17 protein-coding genes are annotated in these 14,962 nt (G+C 39.1%); 9 read left to right on the plus strand and 8 right to left on the minus strand.

The genetic code is table 11. The features are described 5' to 3' along the window. Positions 1 to 350 precede the first annotated feature (350 nt). The 3 genes from BVC89_RS07845 to BVC89_RS07855 form a co-directional block, all read right to left on the minus strand. Entirely contained in the window at positions 351 to 1,505 is a 1,155-nt protein-coding gene (locus BVC89_RS07845) for a hypothetical protein (protein WP_103654245.1), read from the minus strand. A 42-nt stretch (positions 1,506 to 1,547) separates the two neighbouring features. Continuing rightward, a complete protein-coding gene (locus BVC89_RS07850; RefSeq protein WP_086930659.1) occupies positions 1,548 to 2,015 on the minus strand; it encodes an exonuclease/endonuclease/phosphatase family protein in 468 nt (155 codons plus the stop codon). 68 nt (positions 2,016 to 2,083) lie between these two features. Continuing rightward, a complete protein-coding gene (locus BVC89_RS07855) occupies positions 2,084 to 2,470 on the minus strand; it encodes an exonuclease/endonuclease/phosphatase family protein (protein WP_086930660.1) in 387 nt (128 codons plus the stop codon). Between the two features lie 1,047 nt (positions 2,471 to 3,517). On the opposite strand from BVC89_RS07855, the gene BVC89_RS07860 reads away from it, so the two are divergent. The 3 genes from BVC89_RS07860 (at position 3,518) to BVC89_RS07865 (ending at position 4,997) form a co-directional block, all read left to right on the plus strand. Beyond that, on the plus strand, positions 3,518 to 4,102 hold the full coding sequence (locus BVC89_RS07860) for a hypothetical protein (RefSeq protein WP_086930661.1): 585 nt from the start codon (positions 3,518 to 3,520) through the stop codon (positions 4,100 to 4,102). A gap of 123 nt (positions 4,103 to 4,225) precedes the next feature. Continuing rightward, a complete protein-coding gene (locus BVC89_RS29630; RefSeq protein ID WP_158657842.1) occupies positions 4,226 to 4,384 on the plus strand; it encodes a hypothetical protein in 159 nt (52 codons plus the stop codon). Positions 4,385 to 4,676: 292 nt separating this feature from the next. Further along, the gene (locus BVC89_RS07865) at positions 4,677 to 4,997 is read left to right on the plus strand and encodes a hypothetical protein (RefSeq protein ID WP_086930662.1); all 321 of its coding nucleotides are present in this window, start codon (positions 4,677 to 4,679) and stop codon (positions 4,995 to 4,997) included. Positions 4,998 to 5,180: 183 nt separating this feature from the next. Here the strand turns inward: BVC89_RS07865 and BVC89_RS07870 are convergent, their stop codons facing one another. The 5 genes from BVC89_RS07870 to BVC89_RS29635 form a co-directional block, all read right to left on the minus strand. After that, positions 5,181 to 5,684 (minus strand): jacalin-like lectin, encoded by a 504-nt coding sequence (locus BVC89_RS07870; protein WP_086930663.1) that lies wholly within the window; start codon positions 5,682 to 5,684, stop codon positions 5,181 to 5,183. A 299-nt stretch (positions 5,685 to 5,983) separates the two neighbouring features. Continuing rightward, positions 5,984 to 6,418 (minus strand): hypothetical protein, encoded by a 435-nt coding sequence (locus tag BVC89_RS07875; protein ID WP_086930664.1) that lies wholly within the window; start codon positions 6,416 to 6,418, stop codon positions 5,984 to 5,986. Next, on the minus strand, positions 6,411 to 7,769 hold the full coding sequence (locus tag BVC89_RS07880; RefSeq protein WP_086930665.1) for a recombinase family protein: 1,359 nt from the start codon (positions 7,767 to 7,769) through the stop codon (positions 6,411 to 6,413). The genes BVC89_RS07875 and BVC89_RS07880 overlap by 8 nt, the downstream gene beginning before the upstream one ends. Positions 7,770 to 7,784: 15 nt before the next feature. Then, positions 7,785 to 8,267, minus strand: coding sequence for a DUF2924 domain-containing protein (locus BVC89_RS07885; protein ID WP_086930666.1), 483 nt, complete (start codon positions 8,265 to 8,267; stop codon positions 7,785 to 7,787). Positions 8,268 to 8,347: 80 nt separating this feature from the next. Further along, on the minus strand, positions 8,348 to 8,512 hold the full coding sequence (locus BVC89_RS29635; RefSeq protein WP_158657843.1) for a hypothetical protein: 165 nt from the start codon (positions 8,510 to 8,512) through the stop codon (positions 8,348 to 8,350). A 335-nt stretch (positions 8,513 to 8,847) separates the two neighbouring features. Between BVC89_RS29635 and BVC89_RS07890 the strand changes: the two genes are divergently transcribed. From BVC89_RS07890 to BVC89_RS07915, 6 genes are all read left to right on the plus strand, one after another. Further along, complete coding sequence (locus BVC89_RS07890) at positions 8,848 to 9,990, plus strand: hypothetical protein (RefSeq protein WP_086930667.1); 1,143 nt, start codon at positions 8,848 to 8,850, stop codon at positions 9,988 to 9,990. Positions 9,991 to 10,162: 172 nt separating this feature from the next. After that, positions 10,163 to 10,375 carry a MerR family transcriptional regulator gene (locus BVC89_RS07895; protein WP_086930668.1) on the plus strand — a complete coding sequence of 71 codons (213 nt, stop codon included), beginning with the start codon at positions 10,163 to 10,165 and terminating at the stop codon, positions 10,373 to 10,375. Beyond that, the gene (locus BVC89_RS07900; RefSeq protein ID WP_216825109.1) at positions 10,375 to 11,283 is read left to right on the plus strand and encodes an ATP-binding protein; all 909 of its coding nucleotides are present in this window, start codon (positions 10,375 to 10,377) and stop codon (positions 11,281 to 11,283) included. The genes BVC89_RS07895 and BVC89_RS07900 overlap by 1 nt, the downstream gene beginning before the upstream one ends. Positions 11,284 to 11,307: 24 nt before the next feature. Continuing rightward, complete coding sequence (locus BVC89_RS07905; protein ID WP_086930670.1) at positions 11,308 to 12,027, plus strand: hypothetical protein; 720 nt, start codon at positions 11,308 to 11,310, stop codon at positions 12,025 to 12,027. A gap of 27 nt (positions 12,028 to 12,054) precedes the next feature. Continuing rightward, positions 12,055 to 14,547 (plus strand): Hint domain-containing homing endonuclease, encoded by a 2,493-nt coding sequence (locus BVC89_RS07910; RefSeq protein ID WP_086930671.1) that lies wholly within the window; start codon positions 12,055 to 12,057, stop codon positions 14,545 to 14,547. Beyond that, positions 14,548 to 14,934, plus strand: a complete 387-nt coding sequence (locus BVC89_RS07915) for a DUF6511 domain-containing protein (protein WP_086930672.1) — start codon at positions 14,548 to 14,550, stop codon at positions 14,932 to 14,934. Positions 14,935 to 14,962 lie beyond the last annotated feature (28 nt).

The following is a 14,962-nucleotide window of genomic DNA, read 5'->3' on the forward strand; positions in this document are numbered from 1 at the left end:
GCATACTCCGCCTTACAACCCAGAAAATCTATTACACGTTATTACATCAATGACAGAAAAGAGCGATTTTTTGCCTTTATTAATATCGCTTTATATGTCAGCTACATTTCTATTCTGCGTCATATTATTTTTGAATATCAACGTCAAAAAATCGCCCTTTACAGTCCTTAGCGGTATTAATTATCGAAGCAGACTTTTGAACGCAACTACCATTAATCAAAAAAGAAAAACAATATTGATGTCCGTTAGGGGTATCCTAGTGTAAACCTATTATCACCTAAGAGAGAGGTTATTCCTGTCTTATGTATAGAATAACTTAAAACATAATTAATTGAATATAGCTTCTATTTCTACTTCGCTCGTTTACCAGGATAAATAGCACAAACCAAGTCTATGTTTCTAGGTCTTGTTTCACTCCCACCGGTATAGTTTGTTTCATAAACAAACGCCCCCGTACCAGTCTCAAAACCGAATGAGCCTACTCCAGCATAACCAGAGTGATTGAACGTGTGATTATGGTTCCGAAATTGGTCTTGTTGATGTACTCCTTCTCTGCCAGGATCAACACCTCTTCCCATATCACGACCACGTAAAAACTCGCCTCTGCAATCTCGCAAAGATGCCGAACTTGCAAATTTGTCACCATTCGTAAGAATGTATACTAATTCCGGGTAATCATCTACATGTACTGTGCTTCCATCTAGAGCGATGTAACCAGCATTTTCCATTGCGAAAGTATTCACAAAGAAATCTACCTTTCCTACATTAGAGTCTATAACGATAGTTGGAGGATCTGTGTTTGGCTGAGTTAGCTTTACTCCATCAATATAGAAATACCCGTATATTTGTCTTTGTCTCTGGTAATCATCTGGTGCTTCATAATGAAAACTGACCTTTTCTATATTGTTATAACTTCCTAAAGTAAAATATTCTCCCGAAACTTGAGTTTGCTGATTCATAAAGAAGTTATCTATCTTTCCATTGTCGTAATAAACTGTGACCTCTGCATTGTAGAAGCCAGGTGAACGTGATGACTGTTGAAACCATATGTATGATAGTTCAAAGGATTCTGATAAATCTATTGCCGGTTCGTATTTGGTAAAATCAAATGTTATTTCACCAACCTTACATCCTGTAAGGCTAACTATTGACATTGCTTGTGTGTCCCCTATCTTATTAGGAGAATCATAAATTGTTGTATCAAGTCCCCAATTTCTACGACTTTCAGGCCAATCACAGACAACTGGATCTGGGTAATAATATGTAAACCAAGGCACTATCCCTCCGCGACCATCGAACTTGTCATCAAAAATATACTCCTTTGCATCAGCACATGCGGCACTAAGCAGTAGAAATAAGTTTACCAAAAATACCTTCATAATGACCTCATTTTCAGAGTGATTTATATTTGGCGGAAAAATTTGAGATAAACCCAGCTTCATTCTATAGATAAATGTTCTGTGAAAATATATTACTTTGCGTAAGTTACTAAAAATAATATCCATTAAAAAAATTTATATGTATATTATTTGACTACTAAATCTTAGTTAATCAAAAACCAAGTTCACTGTCACTGGATAATGGTCTGAATAATCTTTGCGATATTTTGAATTAGATATCCCAGCTTTATAATGCACCTTGAATGAATCTCCGTTAATAATATCTTCCAAACCGGAGGACACAAAAATATGATCAATCTGGCTGCCTCCCACTCGTGTCAGAGGGTATGTCCCTGAATCTGGATGTAAGTGAACGTAATCTACCCCCTCCAAGTAATCAAATAAATATTTAAATCCATGTCGTTTGTGGGCTGAATCATTTAAATCTCCAAGAATTACTACATCTTTTTCTTTCCTAACCTCTGGCAATCCAGATGCTTCTCGTAAAGCACTATCCGATAAAAAACCCAATAGTGTCGCTACTGCTGCCATGTGATTATGAACATACTTTTGTTGACTTTTGAGGTGTAGGCCTATGATGATTATATCTTCAACTTCATTGCCATCTTCGATCACGCTAACCCAGGCGACAAGCGGATCTCGATCGTAAATATCTTTATCTCTGACTAGATGTCTCTCTACCTCTAGCTCGAAAATTTTTTAACTTGAATTTTCTTTGAATTATATGCAAACACTAACCTTTGTTTGCCACCTGTAGTTCCAAAGTGGAATTGCCAATCACCATTTAGGCGATTCATAATATGTTTTAGCTGTTTAAAGCTGTTATCATTCTCAGCTCCGACCTCAGTTAATATCAATGCATCTGCATTCACATCTTGGTTAAGGTATTTGGCTATTTTATTTAACTGACTTTTGGTTCGAGGTTTTAATTGAGTGCCTCCTTTAAGCTCTGGAAAACCACGCTTGGATATTGTATTGAGGTTTTCAATATTCCATGTACCTAGACGTATATCTGTACAAAAGGCAATATTTGCAAAAGATATTATGAAAAATACGCTAATAGCTTTCATAAGTGCTCACTCATCTAATTATCCTATAAGATGCCTTGTTGAATATTATAAATACTTCCTTACAAAAAAATGCTTTAACTTTTTTAAGTGTAAATATATATCCGCTACCTATTCTATTAGATCATACAATCCTTGACAAATGCGACTGCTTTATCAGAGTTATATTCTAAATATTCAAATATATTCTATGAAAAATTACTAGTGATAAAATTTTCTCTTACTAAATCTAGGTTTTTATACCTTCGGGTGCCTAAGGTGACACTCTGGAGTTTTTTTTGGCATGCAATAAAGAATAAGTAATTTTTCATGGAAGATAGATGTCAGGATTTTATATGAGAGAAATTAGACTCTTATAATTAAATAAAATATATATGGAGGCTGTATATTTATAGTTACCTAACCCTATATTCTCATAATCAACTTTAGTAAAATATATAGTATTTATTATCCATTTTTCCCTTTTACGATCTTTGATATGCATACTGTAGAGTTGGTCGCTAATATGTATATGCAATATATTGTTAAGGGATTGTGTCTTTTGCTAAACAGCCTATAGATGATTTTTCTAGCAAAGAAACTGATTTTTGGCTTAAAAGTTATCGGGATTCTTGCTTTTTTTCAGATGTTATGAAAGGAGAGAGACGTTAAAGTTAATTTAGATAACAGAAAATCTTTTGCTGAGAATTTCTATGAGGAAATAATGGGAGAGCTAAAAAGTAAATGTATTAATACTATGAAGCCAGAAAAAATGGCTGACGAATTCTTCAAAATATCATTGCTTGAAAATACATAACACTGTATTAAGTAAGGAAAATTCTGTCGGTAATTTTTATATGAGGCCCTATTTATTTGGTCGCGATCTAGGAAATTTTTGGTCTCAGTCAGCAAGAAAAAATGAATAGAGAATTTAGTTTCAATGTTGGATGTCCGCTTACTAGAGATGATTAATACAGTGGGGTAAATCGCCTAACAAGATGTTGTTATTTGTGTTGGCGGTTGACCTAGTTGTCTATGGGATGTGGGTAAAATAAAAAAATAGAGGAAAGTATGATTAAGTATATTTTTTGTTTTTTAATGTATATTTACTCGCCTGCAGCTTTTTCTGATGCAATTGATCTTCATCTCACGGATGGGAGTCGAATTAAAGTAGTAACTGAAGATATCATTGGTATGTCATTGGATAAAGAAGGCGAGTATAAACTATCAGAAAACCGATATATCTTCTCCGGTTGGCCTCAGAAGAAGTTTCGGTCAGACTTTACAATCTCATTTGATGTGAAACCTATGACTAGCTATAAAAACGATATCCTTGGAGCCTACGAATCTGATATAGCTCAATGGAAGTTGTATTTTCCTTCCAACGGTGATGTTTTGAGATTTATTACAAGAAATTATTCCATGAATCGAACAACTATGTTGGACGTAAGATTTAGTGATTTTGGCATACTGTATGAGTGGAATAAAATCAAAATAATACGAACCGGTTATCAGATTGAACTCTATATTAATAATGTAAAAGCTGGAGAGGTAACCTTGAAGTCAGATATTCCTATTGTGCGAGCTGATGTGAACTTTGGCTATGTAGGAAGTTACTCTACAGATATATATATAAAGAATATATCTAGCTATTAGTTCAGATGGTTGACAATCATTAGTGTTGTCCTTTATTTGTTTTAATAAGTTAGTAAACTGAAAGTAAGTAACTTGTTGTTTCGAAAACTGTCTTTGTTAATTTAAAAGTTTCTAACGGCGGCTATGTCGGCTAACAGTGCGAGCCATTTGGAAAAATTAAGTTCACCAAAATTATGTATAGCCATTGAATATACCGGAGATAATGTTGAGATTGCTGTCCCGGCTTTACTCATTATTGGTAAGAGTTCAGGTTTTATGGGCCGGCAAAGTGCAACTTACTAGGGAATTTTCGATCTAGTCTCAGGAGAGGAAAGCACTTCAGATGCAAAAAAATAACAAATGAGTTTGTTAACAATTTATCAAAAATAGCACTTAAAAAGTAAAAGAGTGTCCAAAACCACAAAGATAACAAAAGCTGAACCCGACGCGCAAAGAGCGCAATCGGTTTAGCTTGGCGTTACATGGAATAACCGCTTTGTAGAGACTAATATGCCATAGCTTGATTTTTGTGCAGTAGTAATGTGAAAATAGATGCTGCTCGGTTATAGTGCAACTTATAAGAAAAAATTTTATTATGAATAACTTACAAAAAGAATCAGTACTAATTTGGTCAGTAGATGAACATTATGTTGATTCATCGCGTGTTCGCAGAGATATTGCTAGGTTTGAGTCATGGTTAGCTGGAAATGAAGCTGGGAGTATAACATTCTTGAACTGGGGGCTATTAATAGTTCTGGATGAAATGTTGGATGATGATTTAGAAATGAAGTTACTTTTAGAGACCCCATGGGGTAACAATTTACTTAATGAGGCGAAAAGACAAGCTTGTAATCAAATACAGATAATCACCGGTTATCGTTTGCCTGTAGATAGCAATCTAAAGGTAGTAAAATAAGTCAAATTTCAGTTTTAACTGTCGTAGATTAAAATTCGAAATATATCATTTGACAAAATGGAAATAGGCGCTATTTGAAGGTAAGTCCCAGTCAAAAATAGAATGATGATGAGATATTACCAACAACAGTAGCGCTTCGAGTTTTAATCCACGTTACAATAACTTAACTCCAAAAAATCAAAGCTAATTTTTTCTTATAAAAGCAGATAAGGCATCCAGCTCATCGCCTGAATACCCTCCTATTCCTTGAATAGAATATCCTGTAGGTGCATCGAAAACAAAATACCTACCACTTTGAGTGCCATACCAAGGCGAAATTTTTAAATTTGTGTGAAACCTTAAACCAAATATCCTATTGCTTCTCCTTCTATTATAAAACCCTTCAATTTTTTTTATATACTCAGTTGGTCCTAATGAAAAAAAACTTAATGATCCTCTATTCCCTCCATGTTTATTTTTAAAAAATGTATTGCCAAAATCATCTAATACTTTTAATTGTATTGCATCTATTCTATTGCCATAACGAATGTTAATGCCACATATTCGTTGGCTATCCGGTAATTTATCAACAAACTCCTTACCTAATAATCCACCAACAGGGCCAACGTTAAAGCTCGATGAGTGAGAGTAATTTGCAAATAATATTAAAGATAATATGATTACTTGAACTAAACTGAAACTCTTCATATATAACCTCTTTATATCAATTTTGAAATCCAAATATTGTTTATATCGTTTAAAAAATGATACATAAAAAACTGAATTTTTATAAAAACATATGTGCCAAAAAATTGGACTTAATTTCAATTAAAAATATAAGTCACTCTATATGAAGCTCTATTAATCACTGATTCTTATATTATTGCTGATGGTTAGCCCAGGTACATTTACGCTTGATTCTCTAACTTGTCTTTAAATAGCAGATGATGATGAAAATTTATTCCAGTAATTTTAAATGAGAGTATCATAGTGGAAAACGCAACCTTTTATTTGTTTGCCTTAAACCCGAGCTTGATCCACTGATCATCCCAAAGTTTGGGTGTATCCGCACCTAGAGTAAAGAGCGTCACCCCCTCGGATATATTTTCATCAAGAATCGCCTGAATAATATCGGGTGCCAATACATTAAGATTTAAGATACGACTGACGTAACTATTATCCACACCCTCTTTGTTGGCTAACTCTTTTATAGACCCATAGGTGCCGCTGTTTAGCTTTTGCTCCCATTCATAAGCCCTTGCTAGCGCTAACTGGAGCGGCGTGGGCTGGCTATCCCAGGGGCGGTAGTTGCTATCTGTGTTACCGGGTAGTGTAATAATTTTACGGCCACTGCGCACTTTAGGTTTTAACGGTATTTTTATAGAGAGGGAACCGTTGCTACTTTCAATTATATGAGACATAGGTGTTGTTTGATTATCCATTGACCACTTTCTTTTTAGAGGTTTTCGGGGTTATTTCTTGTGCCAGTTGTTCGAGTCCATTTTTTCTTAGTCGTAGATCCATGGCATTGGGGGTGATAATAATTTTTTCAATCATTAGATGAATCAATCGCGCTTGCTCATCAGGAAAGAGTTGCTCCCATAAGGTTGTCATTTTTGTCAGCGCGACTGCTACCATGGCTTCGTCTAATTCATCATCGTGAACCTGAGCGATAGTGGTCACCTCCTTGACGATCTCTGACGACTTTAATAGTGTCATGACTTGTGTTGTCACAGCCGTTTCTAGTTCACTGGCTGGAAACCGGGTTAAATCGGAAGTGCCAGCCCCTTCTTTCGCGTCACGTATACTGAGATAATAACGATAGCGTTTACCATTTTTGTGCCGACTATTGGCAAATGAAGTAGTGAGGGCACGACCTTCTGCATCAAATAGCAATCCCTTTAACAAAAAGGGAACCTTAGCACGCGTATTGTTACCTTTGGCCTTATAGCTGTCGGCGAGCTTTTTATGGACGGCTTCCCAGAGTGTCTTATCGATAATGGCATCGTGCTTACCTTCATACCATTGGCCCTTGTGTCCAATCTCACCCAAGTACGTTCGATTCTGAAAAAGCTTGTAAATAAAGCCTTTATCGATGAGTTTCCCAGGACGGTGTTTATTATCCTTCGTTGTCCACGATTTTGTTGTTATCCCATCGAGGCGTAATTCTTTTACCAGTTGTGTGGCTGATCCTATCTCTAAAAAGCGAGAAAATATGTGGCGGACTGTCTTAGCCTCATTGCTGTTAACCACTAATAGCCTATCTTTAACGTCATAGCCGAGCGGTGGAATACCTCCCATCCATAAGCCTTTTCTTTTACTCGAGGCCACTTTATCTCGTATGCGCTCTGCCGTGACCTCACGCTCAAATTGCGCAAAGGATAATAAGATATTTAACATTAGACGCCCCATGGAGCTAGTCGTGTTAAATTCCTGCGTCACAGAAACAAAGGATACGTTCATGCGCTCAAATATCGCCACAAGCTGCGAAAAGTCATGGAGGCTTCTGGTCAGGCGATCTATTTTATATACCACTACCGTATCAATTTTATTTTCTTCAATATCTTTCATTAAGCGTTTTAGGGCAGGGCGTTCCAGTGTCCCACCAGAATAGGCGGCATCATCATAGTCATCGTTCACTGAAATCCAGCCTTCACTTCTGTGCGCAGCAATATACGCGTGTCCGGCATCTTTTTGAGCATCAATAGAGTTGTAATCTTGGTCGAGTCCTTCTTCGTGGGATTTTCGTGTATAGACAGCACATCGGCGTTTAGGTATAACATGTTTGCTCATCTATTTTTCTTTCCCTCACTTTTTCTTTTTCGATGGGGTGTTAGGCTTACGCAAACCAAAAAACGTAGGCCCAGACCAATGTGTACCGGTAATCTCTTTCGCAATTTTGGATAAACTTTTGTAAAGACGTTTTTGAAATTCAAACTGTCCATCTGATAGAACAATCACTTCGTATTCCACATCGTTGTAAAGCCGCTTCAAAATGGTGCCCGGTACTGGAATATAGGTGCCTTGTTTATTTTTGCTTTTGTTGGGTGCGTATGTTTGGCTAATCTCCCTGATACGTTGTGTATTTTTAGCGACTATTTTCTTATCTTCAGCAGTTAACGCGTTAACTTGTAATGCATAAGCCAGACGTCGTTCAATATAGCTTCGTGCTCGCACTGGGGGTGGTGTCGGGTTGAATTTCTGCCACATGACTAACAGTTCTTTCATTGTCATACTTTCAAACTGCATGATCTGCGTCAGTGTAGAAGGGGGTGTTTCTGTTATCGGCATGGCTGTCCTTTGTATGTTGATAATAGGTTTTCCATGTACGCTCAGGTAGGCAGACGAAGCAAGCTGTTAGTTAGTCTTCGCTATATTTTGGCGTTTAAAGCTTTTTTGTCTGCATGAATCCGCTTGTCTTTTTGATATAATGCTTGAAATCGTTTACGTATTAATCCATTTGATAGTATTTCAGCAATTTCTTTTATCCGCTCTTCGGCTGTCATGTCATGAGCTAATCGCTTGTTGTTTGTCACTTGTGAGGAACCTTTGTTATTAACAGATGTTCTTATTGTAGAAAATAAATGAAGGGGGATGCGATAGGACAATTAGTAACTCTTTGTATTGCACTATAAGAACATATAACTGCTGGTAAGAGAAAGTAATTCTAGGGAGGTTTTTTTAAAGCTTTTATTTTTCCATTGTTAATTATAAATAAACTTAACAAGTGAAATAAAAGCGATTTGGCTTTGATCCTTATTATTTATTTTTTGTTTGCATAATACTGATATCACGTCGTGGTAGCTTTTCAGTAGTTGGTTTTTAAATTTTTACGCTTTATTAGATTCGTTTTTTTACCATGGACGATAGTATGCCTATGTCTCTTGATCCGTGTACGCGTTTGTTACATGCTGTTAACACCGATACTTATCATTCACTTATCCATTCTAAAATAGCCGCTGCCTCTCATGATACTCAAGGCGGTGTGAATACCGCGAATATGTGGGCAGACTCGATTTTTTTAGTGGCTCAAAGCATTAGGCGCTTTGATCTTACCTCAGTAAATTCTGCGATGTCTTACGGAGAACGGCAGACATTTTATTCTATCGACAACGAACATGAGCAAAGCCTTTGGCTCTATGTACACCATCAACAGCTGTTTCATGAAGTCGTCGCTGTATTGTTAGCAGAGGATCATCTTTCTGACCCTAATACCACGGTATTTCAGTTGCCGCCATTGCTGACTCTAAACGAGGGCCAGCATCCGCTCGTACATTATAAACGCAATTTAGCGGGTATGCTGAGATACCCTGAAGAAGATATTGATATAAAAGTCGTCAAGCGCTTACTCTCAGAGTATTCTTATAATTTTAAAATTCTTGTGTACCTTAATCGCTTACCCAAAGCCAATGACTATCCCATTGATGGGCGCACGGCATTACTTTCTAAATCATGGTCGAAAGCCGTCAGTATCGTCTACGATCCTAGAACAGGGATAACGGATGTGACGGCCAGTACGCTATATACACGTAAAATGAATACGGTATTTTTTGCCCGTTATCTTCTAAATATTAGCGACGTAGGAAAAATACAATACCCTAAGCCCTATCGTTATCAATTGTTGACGGGTAACTCTCACCAAGCGTCGGTGGATAGTCAGGCACTATTTCAGGTTAATCACGTACAACCCCCCCTTAAACTTCACTACGTTACATCAGACGCCTCTTATCTCCCCGTGCACTATGATGTAGCGAGACGTATCTTAAAAATAAAAGGGAAGCCAGATTGGTATATTACTGGCGAGCGTCGTTCCTTAGCTGTTCAGCATATGTATGAACAAGCTAAAAAGGGACGTTGGGAGCTGCCAGCGAAAGAAATACTTGAGTACACTAAAATACCAGGACAGAAAGGTGGGGCTAGGAGGATACAATCTTTATTTAGTAGCTCTTCAGATTGGCGAGATTATATTGTTAGTCCTAAGCGTGGTTTTTATAGTTTCAATATCACGTTGTAATTTTTTCAGTTCCCTTTCTTTGTTCAAAAAGGTTTCATTTTTCCAGTGAAATCTTTTTTTTGAAAAAAAATTGTGTCCGAGTACATCGCGAGTACAAACGCGAGTACAAAGCCCACTAGACGCGAGTACAAACGCTTCTTCATAATATCTTCTGAATACGTTAGGAGATTTTATGACATTAGCCTCACATCTTAATCAAGAACAACTTGCCCTTCGTTGGAATTTAAGTGAAAGCACGATCGCTAATTGGCGCTCAAAAGGTATTGGCCCTGCCTTTTTAAAATTACATAACCGTGTGGTATATCGCGAAGAAGATATTATCGCGTATGAAGCACAGTCTTTGCGTAAAAGTACCGGTGAAAAAGCTCAGGAGGTGCGTGCATAATGTTTCCTCTTATCACAGCAGAACAACGGCGATCACAGAACCGAGGTATTAAAGGTTGTATTTTCGGTAAAAGTGGTATCGGTAAAACGTCTTTACTGTTAACGCTCCCGACATCGTCGACATTATTTTTTGATATCGAAGCCGGTGATCTCGCCGTGGAGGATTGGAATGGTGATACCTTTAGGCCCAAGACATGGCAAGAGTGCCGAGATTTTGCTGTGTTTATTGGTGGGCCTAATTACGCGCTGCGTGACGAACAATCCTATAGCGAAGCGCACTTTAATGCTGTGTGTAAAAAGTATGGTAACCCTGAACAATTAAATACCTACGATATTATTTTTATTGATTCTATTACTGTTGCCGGTCGTTTGTGTTTTCAGTGGTGTAAAGGCCAGCCACAAGCGTTTAGTGAGCGCACAGGCAAACCCGATACTCGTGGCGCCTATGGCTTACATGGGCAAGAAATGATTGCGTGGTTAACGCACCTACAACATACACGCAATAAAAGTGTCTGGTTTGTTGGAATACTCGATGAAAAGGTGGATGAATTTAATCGCCGTGTTTTTGAGCCACAAATCGAAGGGTCTAAAACCGGATTAGAATTGCCTGGGATTGTCGATCAGGTCATTACTATGGCAGACCTGCCTTCAGAAGATGGCACCCCCTATCGTGCCTTTATTAATCATACATTAAATCCTTATGGTTATCCGGCGAAGGATAGAAGTCGCAAATTAGATGTCATTGAAGAGCCACATTTGGGTCGTCTCATGGAAAAAATAAAACGGCCTTCAGACATGATGGTTCACCATCTCGACTACGGTCTTAGAGAGCCTTTACAAACAGACACGCAACCACCGTTACAATCTAAAAATACACGCAACACCACACACGACAACACCACACACTAATTTATTGAAGGAACAGATTATTTGATGAATACGAACTGGACAAACTTTAATGATGCCGACGATCAAGTGGACTTTGACATTATTCCCAAAGGCACCTTAGCCAAAGTGAGAATCGCCATAAAACCCGGCGGTTATGATAATCCTGACATGGGTTGGACGGGCGGCTATGCCACACTGAGCGAAGATACGGGCGCCGTATATTTAAATTGTGAATTTATTATTTTAGAAGGTGAATATGCTCGCCGAAAAATTTGGTCGCTCGTGGGGTTGCATAGTCCGAAAGGCGAAAAATGGTCGCAGATGGGACGCGCCTTTGTGAAAGCGATCTTATGCTCTGCCCGTGGAATAAAGAAAGACGATTTCTCAAATCATGCGATGCAAGCACTTTCCATTACGGGTTTTGCGGACTTAGACGGTCTTGAGTTTGTGGCGAAAATTGGTATTGATAAGGGAGATAAAAATAATGAGCCGCGTAATATTATTCATGTGGCAGTGACGCCAGAGAATAAACACTACGCTTCAATCATGGGGAATGTGCCAGTTACTTTCTCTATGCCTCAGCACAATACTATGCCGGTGAATACATCTCACGTAGGTTATGGTCAGCAGCAAACACTACAGGAGCAACAACACGTATCATCGCACACGAACGCTCTACCACAACACCATACTACTGTACCGCCACAAGTGATGAGTCAGCAAAAGACGACAACATCCACAGGCCGTCCTCCTTGGGCAGGTTAATCACCTAACACACGACGGATTTTAATCATGTTACTAAGACCTCGACAAACCACGTTTGTCGAGCGGAGCCTTGCTGCGCTCGATAAATACAAAAATACGTTGGGTGTGGCACCTACGGGGTGTCATGCACCAGGCACATTACTGTTAATGTATAACGGCACAATAAAGCCAGTCGAAGACATTCAGGTTGGCGATACCCTCATGGGACCCGATAGCCGCCCTCGTCATGTCCAACGTTTATATCAGGGAACCGATAGGATGTATGAGATACGTCCATCAAAAGGCGAACCGTTTACTGTCAATAAAGATCATATTCTTTCGTTAGTCAAAACTGGGAACGTTATCCCCGATAATAAACGAGCGGATAATGTTACTAATAATATTGTAAACATTAGTGTGAGCGCTTATCTGGAACAAAGCACCAATTTTAAACGTGAACACAAACTTTACCGAACAGCAATTGATTTTCCTCAACAAGAAGCACCTTCTGTCGATCCGTATTTATTCGGGTTATTGTTAGGTGACAAACACTTAATGCATTGTCCACCGCTGATTCCACACCACTATAAAACGGGATCAAGAGAAACGCGTGAAGCACTGCTATCAGGATTACTTGACTCTGACGGTCATAAAAATAGCTATGCACAAAATATCATGGCGTTTTCTACAGCATCGAAAGAACTCGTTGACGATGTGGCGTTTATTGCGCGTAGTTTAGGGTTATATCCATTGTCTAAGTCCAAAACCGTCAATGGGATGAGGTACTATGGTTTGATGATATCCAAAAGTACCCATAAGGAGAATGTCTTACACACAGGCTTTGCCGTACACAAAGTGGGGTTGGGTGATTACTATGGTTTTTCTGTTGATCAGGATCACCTATATATAATGGGTGATTTCACTGTCACTCATAACAGCGGTAAAACGATCATGCTATCGGGGGTGGTTGGGCAGTGGGCTAAAAAAAATCAAGGCGCTAAAGCGTGCGTGCTGGCTCATCGCGATGAATTAACCCAGCAAAATAATGCCAAATTCTTACGTGTGAATCCGACGCTCACAACCTCCGTATTTGATGCGAACGAAAAATCCTGGCAAGGCGATACCACTTTCTCCATGGTTCAAACGCTATCAAGAGAAAGTAATCTTCAGCAAATACCCGCATTGGATTTATTGGTCATCGATGAGGCTCATCATGCGGCAGCAGACAGTTATCAAAAAATCATTGATGCGGCACGTAAGAAGAATCCCGAGCTTGCCTTGTATGGTGTGACCGCCACCCCCAACCGTGGCGATAAAAAAGGACTCGTGGAGACGTTTTCTAATGTGGCCGATCAAATTACGTTAGGTGAATTAATTCAGGCAGGCCATCTTGTGAAGCCTGTTACTTATGTGATTGATGTGGGTACGCAAGGTGAATTGTCCCAAGTGAAAAAAACGGCCAATGATTTTGACATGAATGCCGTTAACGCCATCATGAATAAAACATTAATTAATGAGTCTGTTCTAAAACATTGGAAAGAAAAATCGTCAGACAGGCCTACGATTATTTTTTGTTCCACCGTCAGCCACGCTAAGAATGTGGCGTCAACGTTTCAAAAAGGAGGTGTTAATACAGAAGTTATTTATGGGGGCTTAACCAAAGAGGAACGCAAAGAAAGGCTCGAACGCTACGAGTCAGGGGAATCTCAAGTGGTGGTTAATGTGGATGTCTTAACCGAAGGCTATGATTACACCCCCACCAGTTGTGTGGTGCTATTACGCCCGAACAGTTATCAAGGCACCATGATTCAAATGGTGGGTCGAGGACTCCGCACGGTCGATCCCAATGAGTACCCTAACATTATCAAAACAGATTGCATTATCTTGGACTTTGGGACTAGCTCGCTTATTCATGGCAAGCTTGAACAAGAAGTCAACTTGGAAGGCGAGGGGGTGGGTGAGGATGCCCCTCAAAAGTCGTGCCCTGAGTGTGATGCTGCTATACCTGCGGGGTGTCGACTGTGTCCCTTATGTGGCTATTCCTTCAATGTTCCCGTTGGTAGCGCTGCCGCCGCTAATGATAGCCGTGCAGAGTTAAGTGACTTTGTCATGACAGAGGTCGACTTACTTTCACGCTCTAGTTTTAAATGGGTGGATCTTTACCACGATAGTACAGCCATGATGGCCACAGGGTTTGCTGCGTGGGCAGGCGCCTTTTATTTATATGGCCATTGGTATGCGGTAGCGGGTGCTCGACAACAACACACACGACTGCTGTCCGTTGGCGAGAGAACGTTATGTATCGCTGCGTGTGACGACTGGCTTAATCTTAACGAAACCGAAGGGGGGGCTGAAAAATCTCGTCAATGGCTCAATGAAACCGCGACACCACAACAGCTCAAGTATTTACCGGCAACGTACACCTATAACTTCAGCTTAACGCGTTATCACGCCAGTTGTTTAATTGCGTTTAATTTTAATAAAAACGATATTCAACGCATTATTTTTACTGCCGCTAAGCAAAAAGAGCAGGTGGTGTAGTTGTCCTATTGCTGCGCTATTTGCTACGCCCGATCGCGTGGGTTTGGTTGGTCAAATCCACAGAATCATCACACCAATACTACGCGTTATCCAGAGGAGAAAAACCAGCAAAAAAAACACTTACGCTTTTGTTCAAAGCGTTGCCAAGATATTCATTACTACTACTTTACACAAGGCATCATCGTGACAGAAAGTGAAAAAAACGACTTTGAAAAAATAGCAAGAGAAGCTGTTATTAATCCACTTGCTACCTACGTGTGTAACGTTGGTTCAGAGAAAGCATTGTTCGACTATACCAAAGAAGAAATACACGGGCTGATACATACGATTATTCATAACTACACCACACGATTACAGAATTTATATTCTGATGACATTCCATTCTAAATGAGACTTAAGGAGCACACATTTTATT

This window comes from Agarilytica rhodophyticola (assembly GCF_002157225.2).
GTDB classification, from domain to species: domain Bacteria; phylum Pseudomonadota; class Gammaproteobacteria; order Pseudomonadales; family Cellvibrionaceae; genus Agarilytica; species Agarilytica rhodophyticola.

What these genes read in the sequence shown, in the direction of transcription:
- BVC89_RS07865 (WP_086930662.1), top strand. Translation starts at nt 4,677, where the DNA reads ATGAATAACTTACAAAAAGAATCAGTACTAATTTGGTCAGTAGATGAA.
- BVC89_RS07870 (WP_086930663.1), bottom strand. Translation starts at nt 5,684, where the DNA reads ATGAAGAGTTTCAGTTTAGTTCAAGTAATCATATTATCTTTAATATTA.
- BVC89_RS29630 (WP_158657842.1), top strand. Translation starts at nt 4,226, where the DNA reads ATGTCGGCTAACAGTGCGAGCCATTTGGAAAAATTAAGTTCACCAAAA.
- BVC89_RS07875 (WP_086930664.1), bottom strand. Translation starts at nt 6,418, where the DNA reads ATGGATAATCAAACAACACCTATGTCTCATATAATTGAAAGTAGCAAC.
- BVC89_RS07855 (WP_086930660.1), bottom strand. Translation starts at nt 2,470, where the DNA reads ATGAAAGCTATTAGCGTATTTTTCATAATATCTTTTGCAAATATTGCC.
- BVC89_RS07900 (WP_216825109.1), top strand. Translation starts at nt 10,375, where the DNA reads ATGTTTCCTCTTATCACAGCAGAACAACGGCGATCACAGAACCGAGGT.
- BVC89_RS07860 (WP_086930661.1), top strand. Translation starts at nt 3,518, where the DNA reads ATGATTAAGTATATTTTTTGTTTTTTAATGTATATTTACTCGCCTGCA.
- BVC89_RS07880 (WP_086930665.1), bottom strand. Translation starts at nt 7,769, where the DNA reads ATGAGCAAACATGTTATACCTAAACGCCGATGTGCTGTCTATACACGA.
- BVC89_RS07895 (WP_086930668.1), top strand. Translation starts at nt 10,163, where the DNA reads ATGACATTAGCCTCACATCTTAATCAAGAACAACTTGCCCTTCGTTGG.
- BVC89_RS07890 (WP_086930667.1), top strand. Translation starts at nt 8,848, where the DNA reads ATGCCTATGTCTCTTGATCCGTGTACGCGTTTGTTACATGCTGTTAAC.
- BVC89_RS07905 (WP_086930670.1), top strand. Translation starts at nt 11,308, where the DNA reads ATGAATACGAACTGGACAAACTTTAATGATGCCGACGATCAAGTGGAC.
- BVC89_RS07845 (WP_103654245.1), bottom strand. Translation starts at nt 1,505, where the DNA reads ATGGATATTATTTTTAGTAACTTACGCAAAGTAATATATTTTCACAGA.
- BVC89_RS07910 (WP_086930671.1), top strand. Translation starts at nt 12,055, where the DNA reads ATGTTACTAAGACCTCGACAAACCACGTTTGTCGAGCGGAGCCTTGCT.
- BVC89_RS07885 (WP_086930666.1), bottom strand. Translation starts at nt 8,267, where the DNA reads ATGCCGATAACAGAAACACCCCCTTCTACACTGACGCAGATCATGCAG.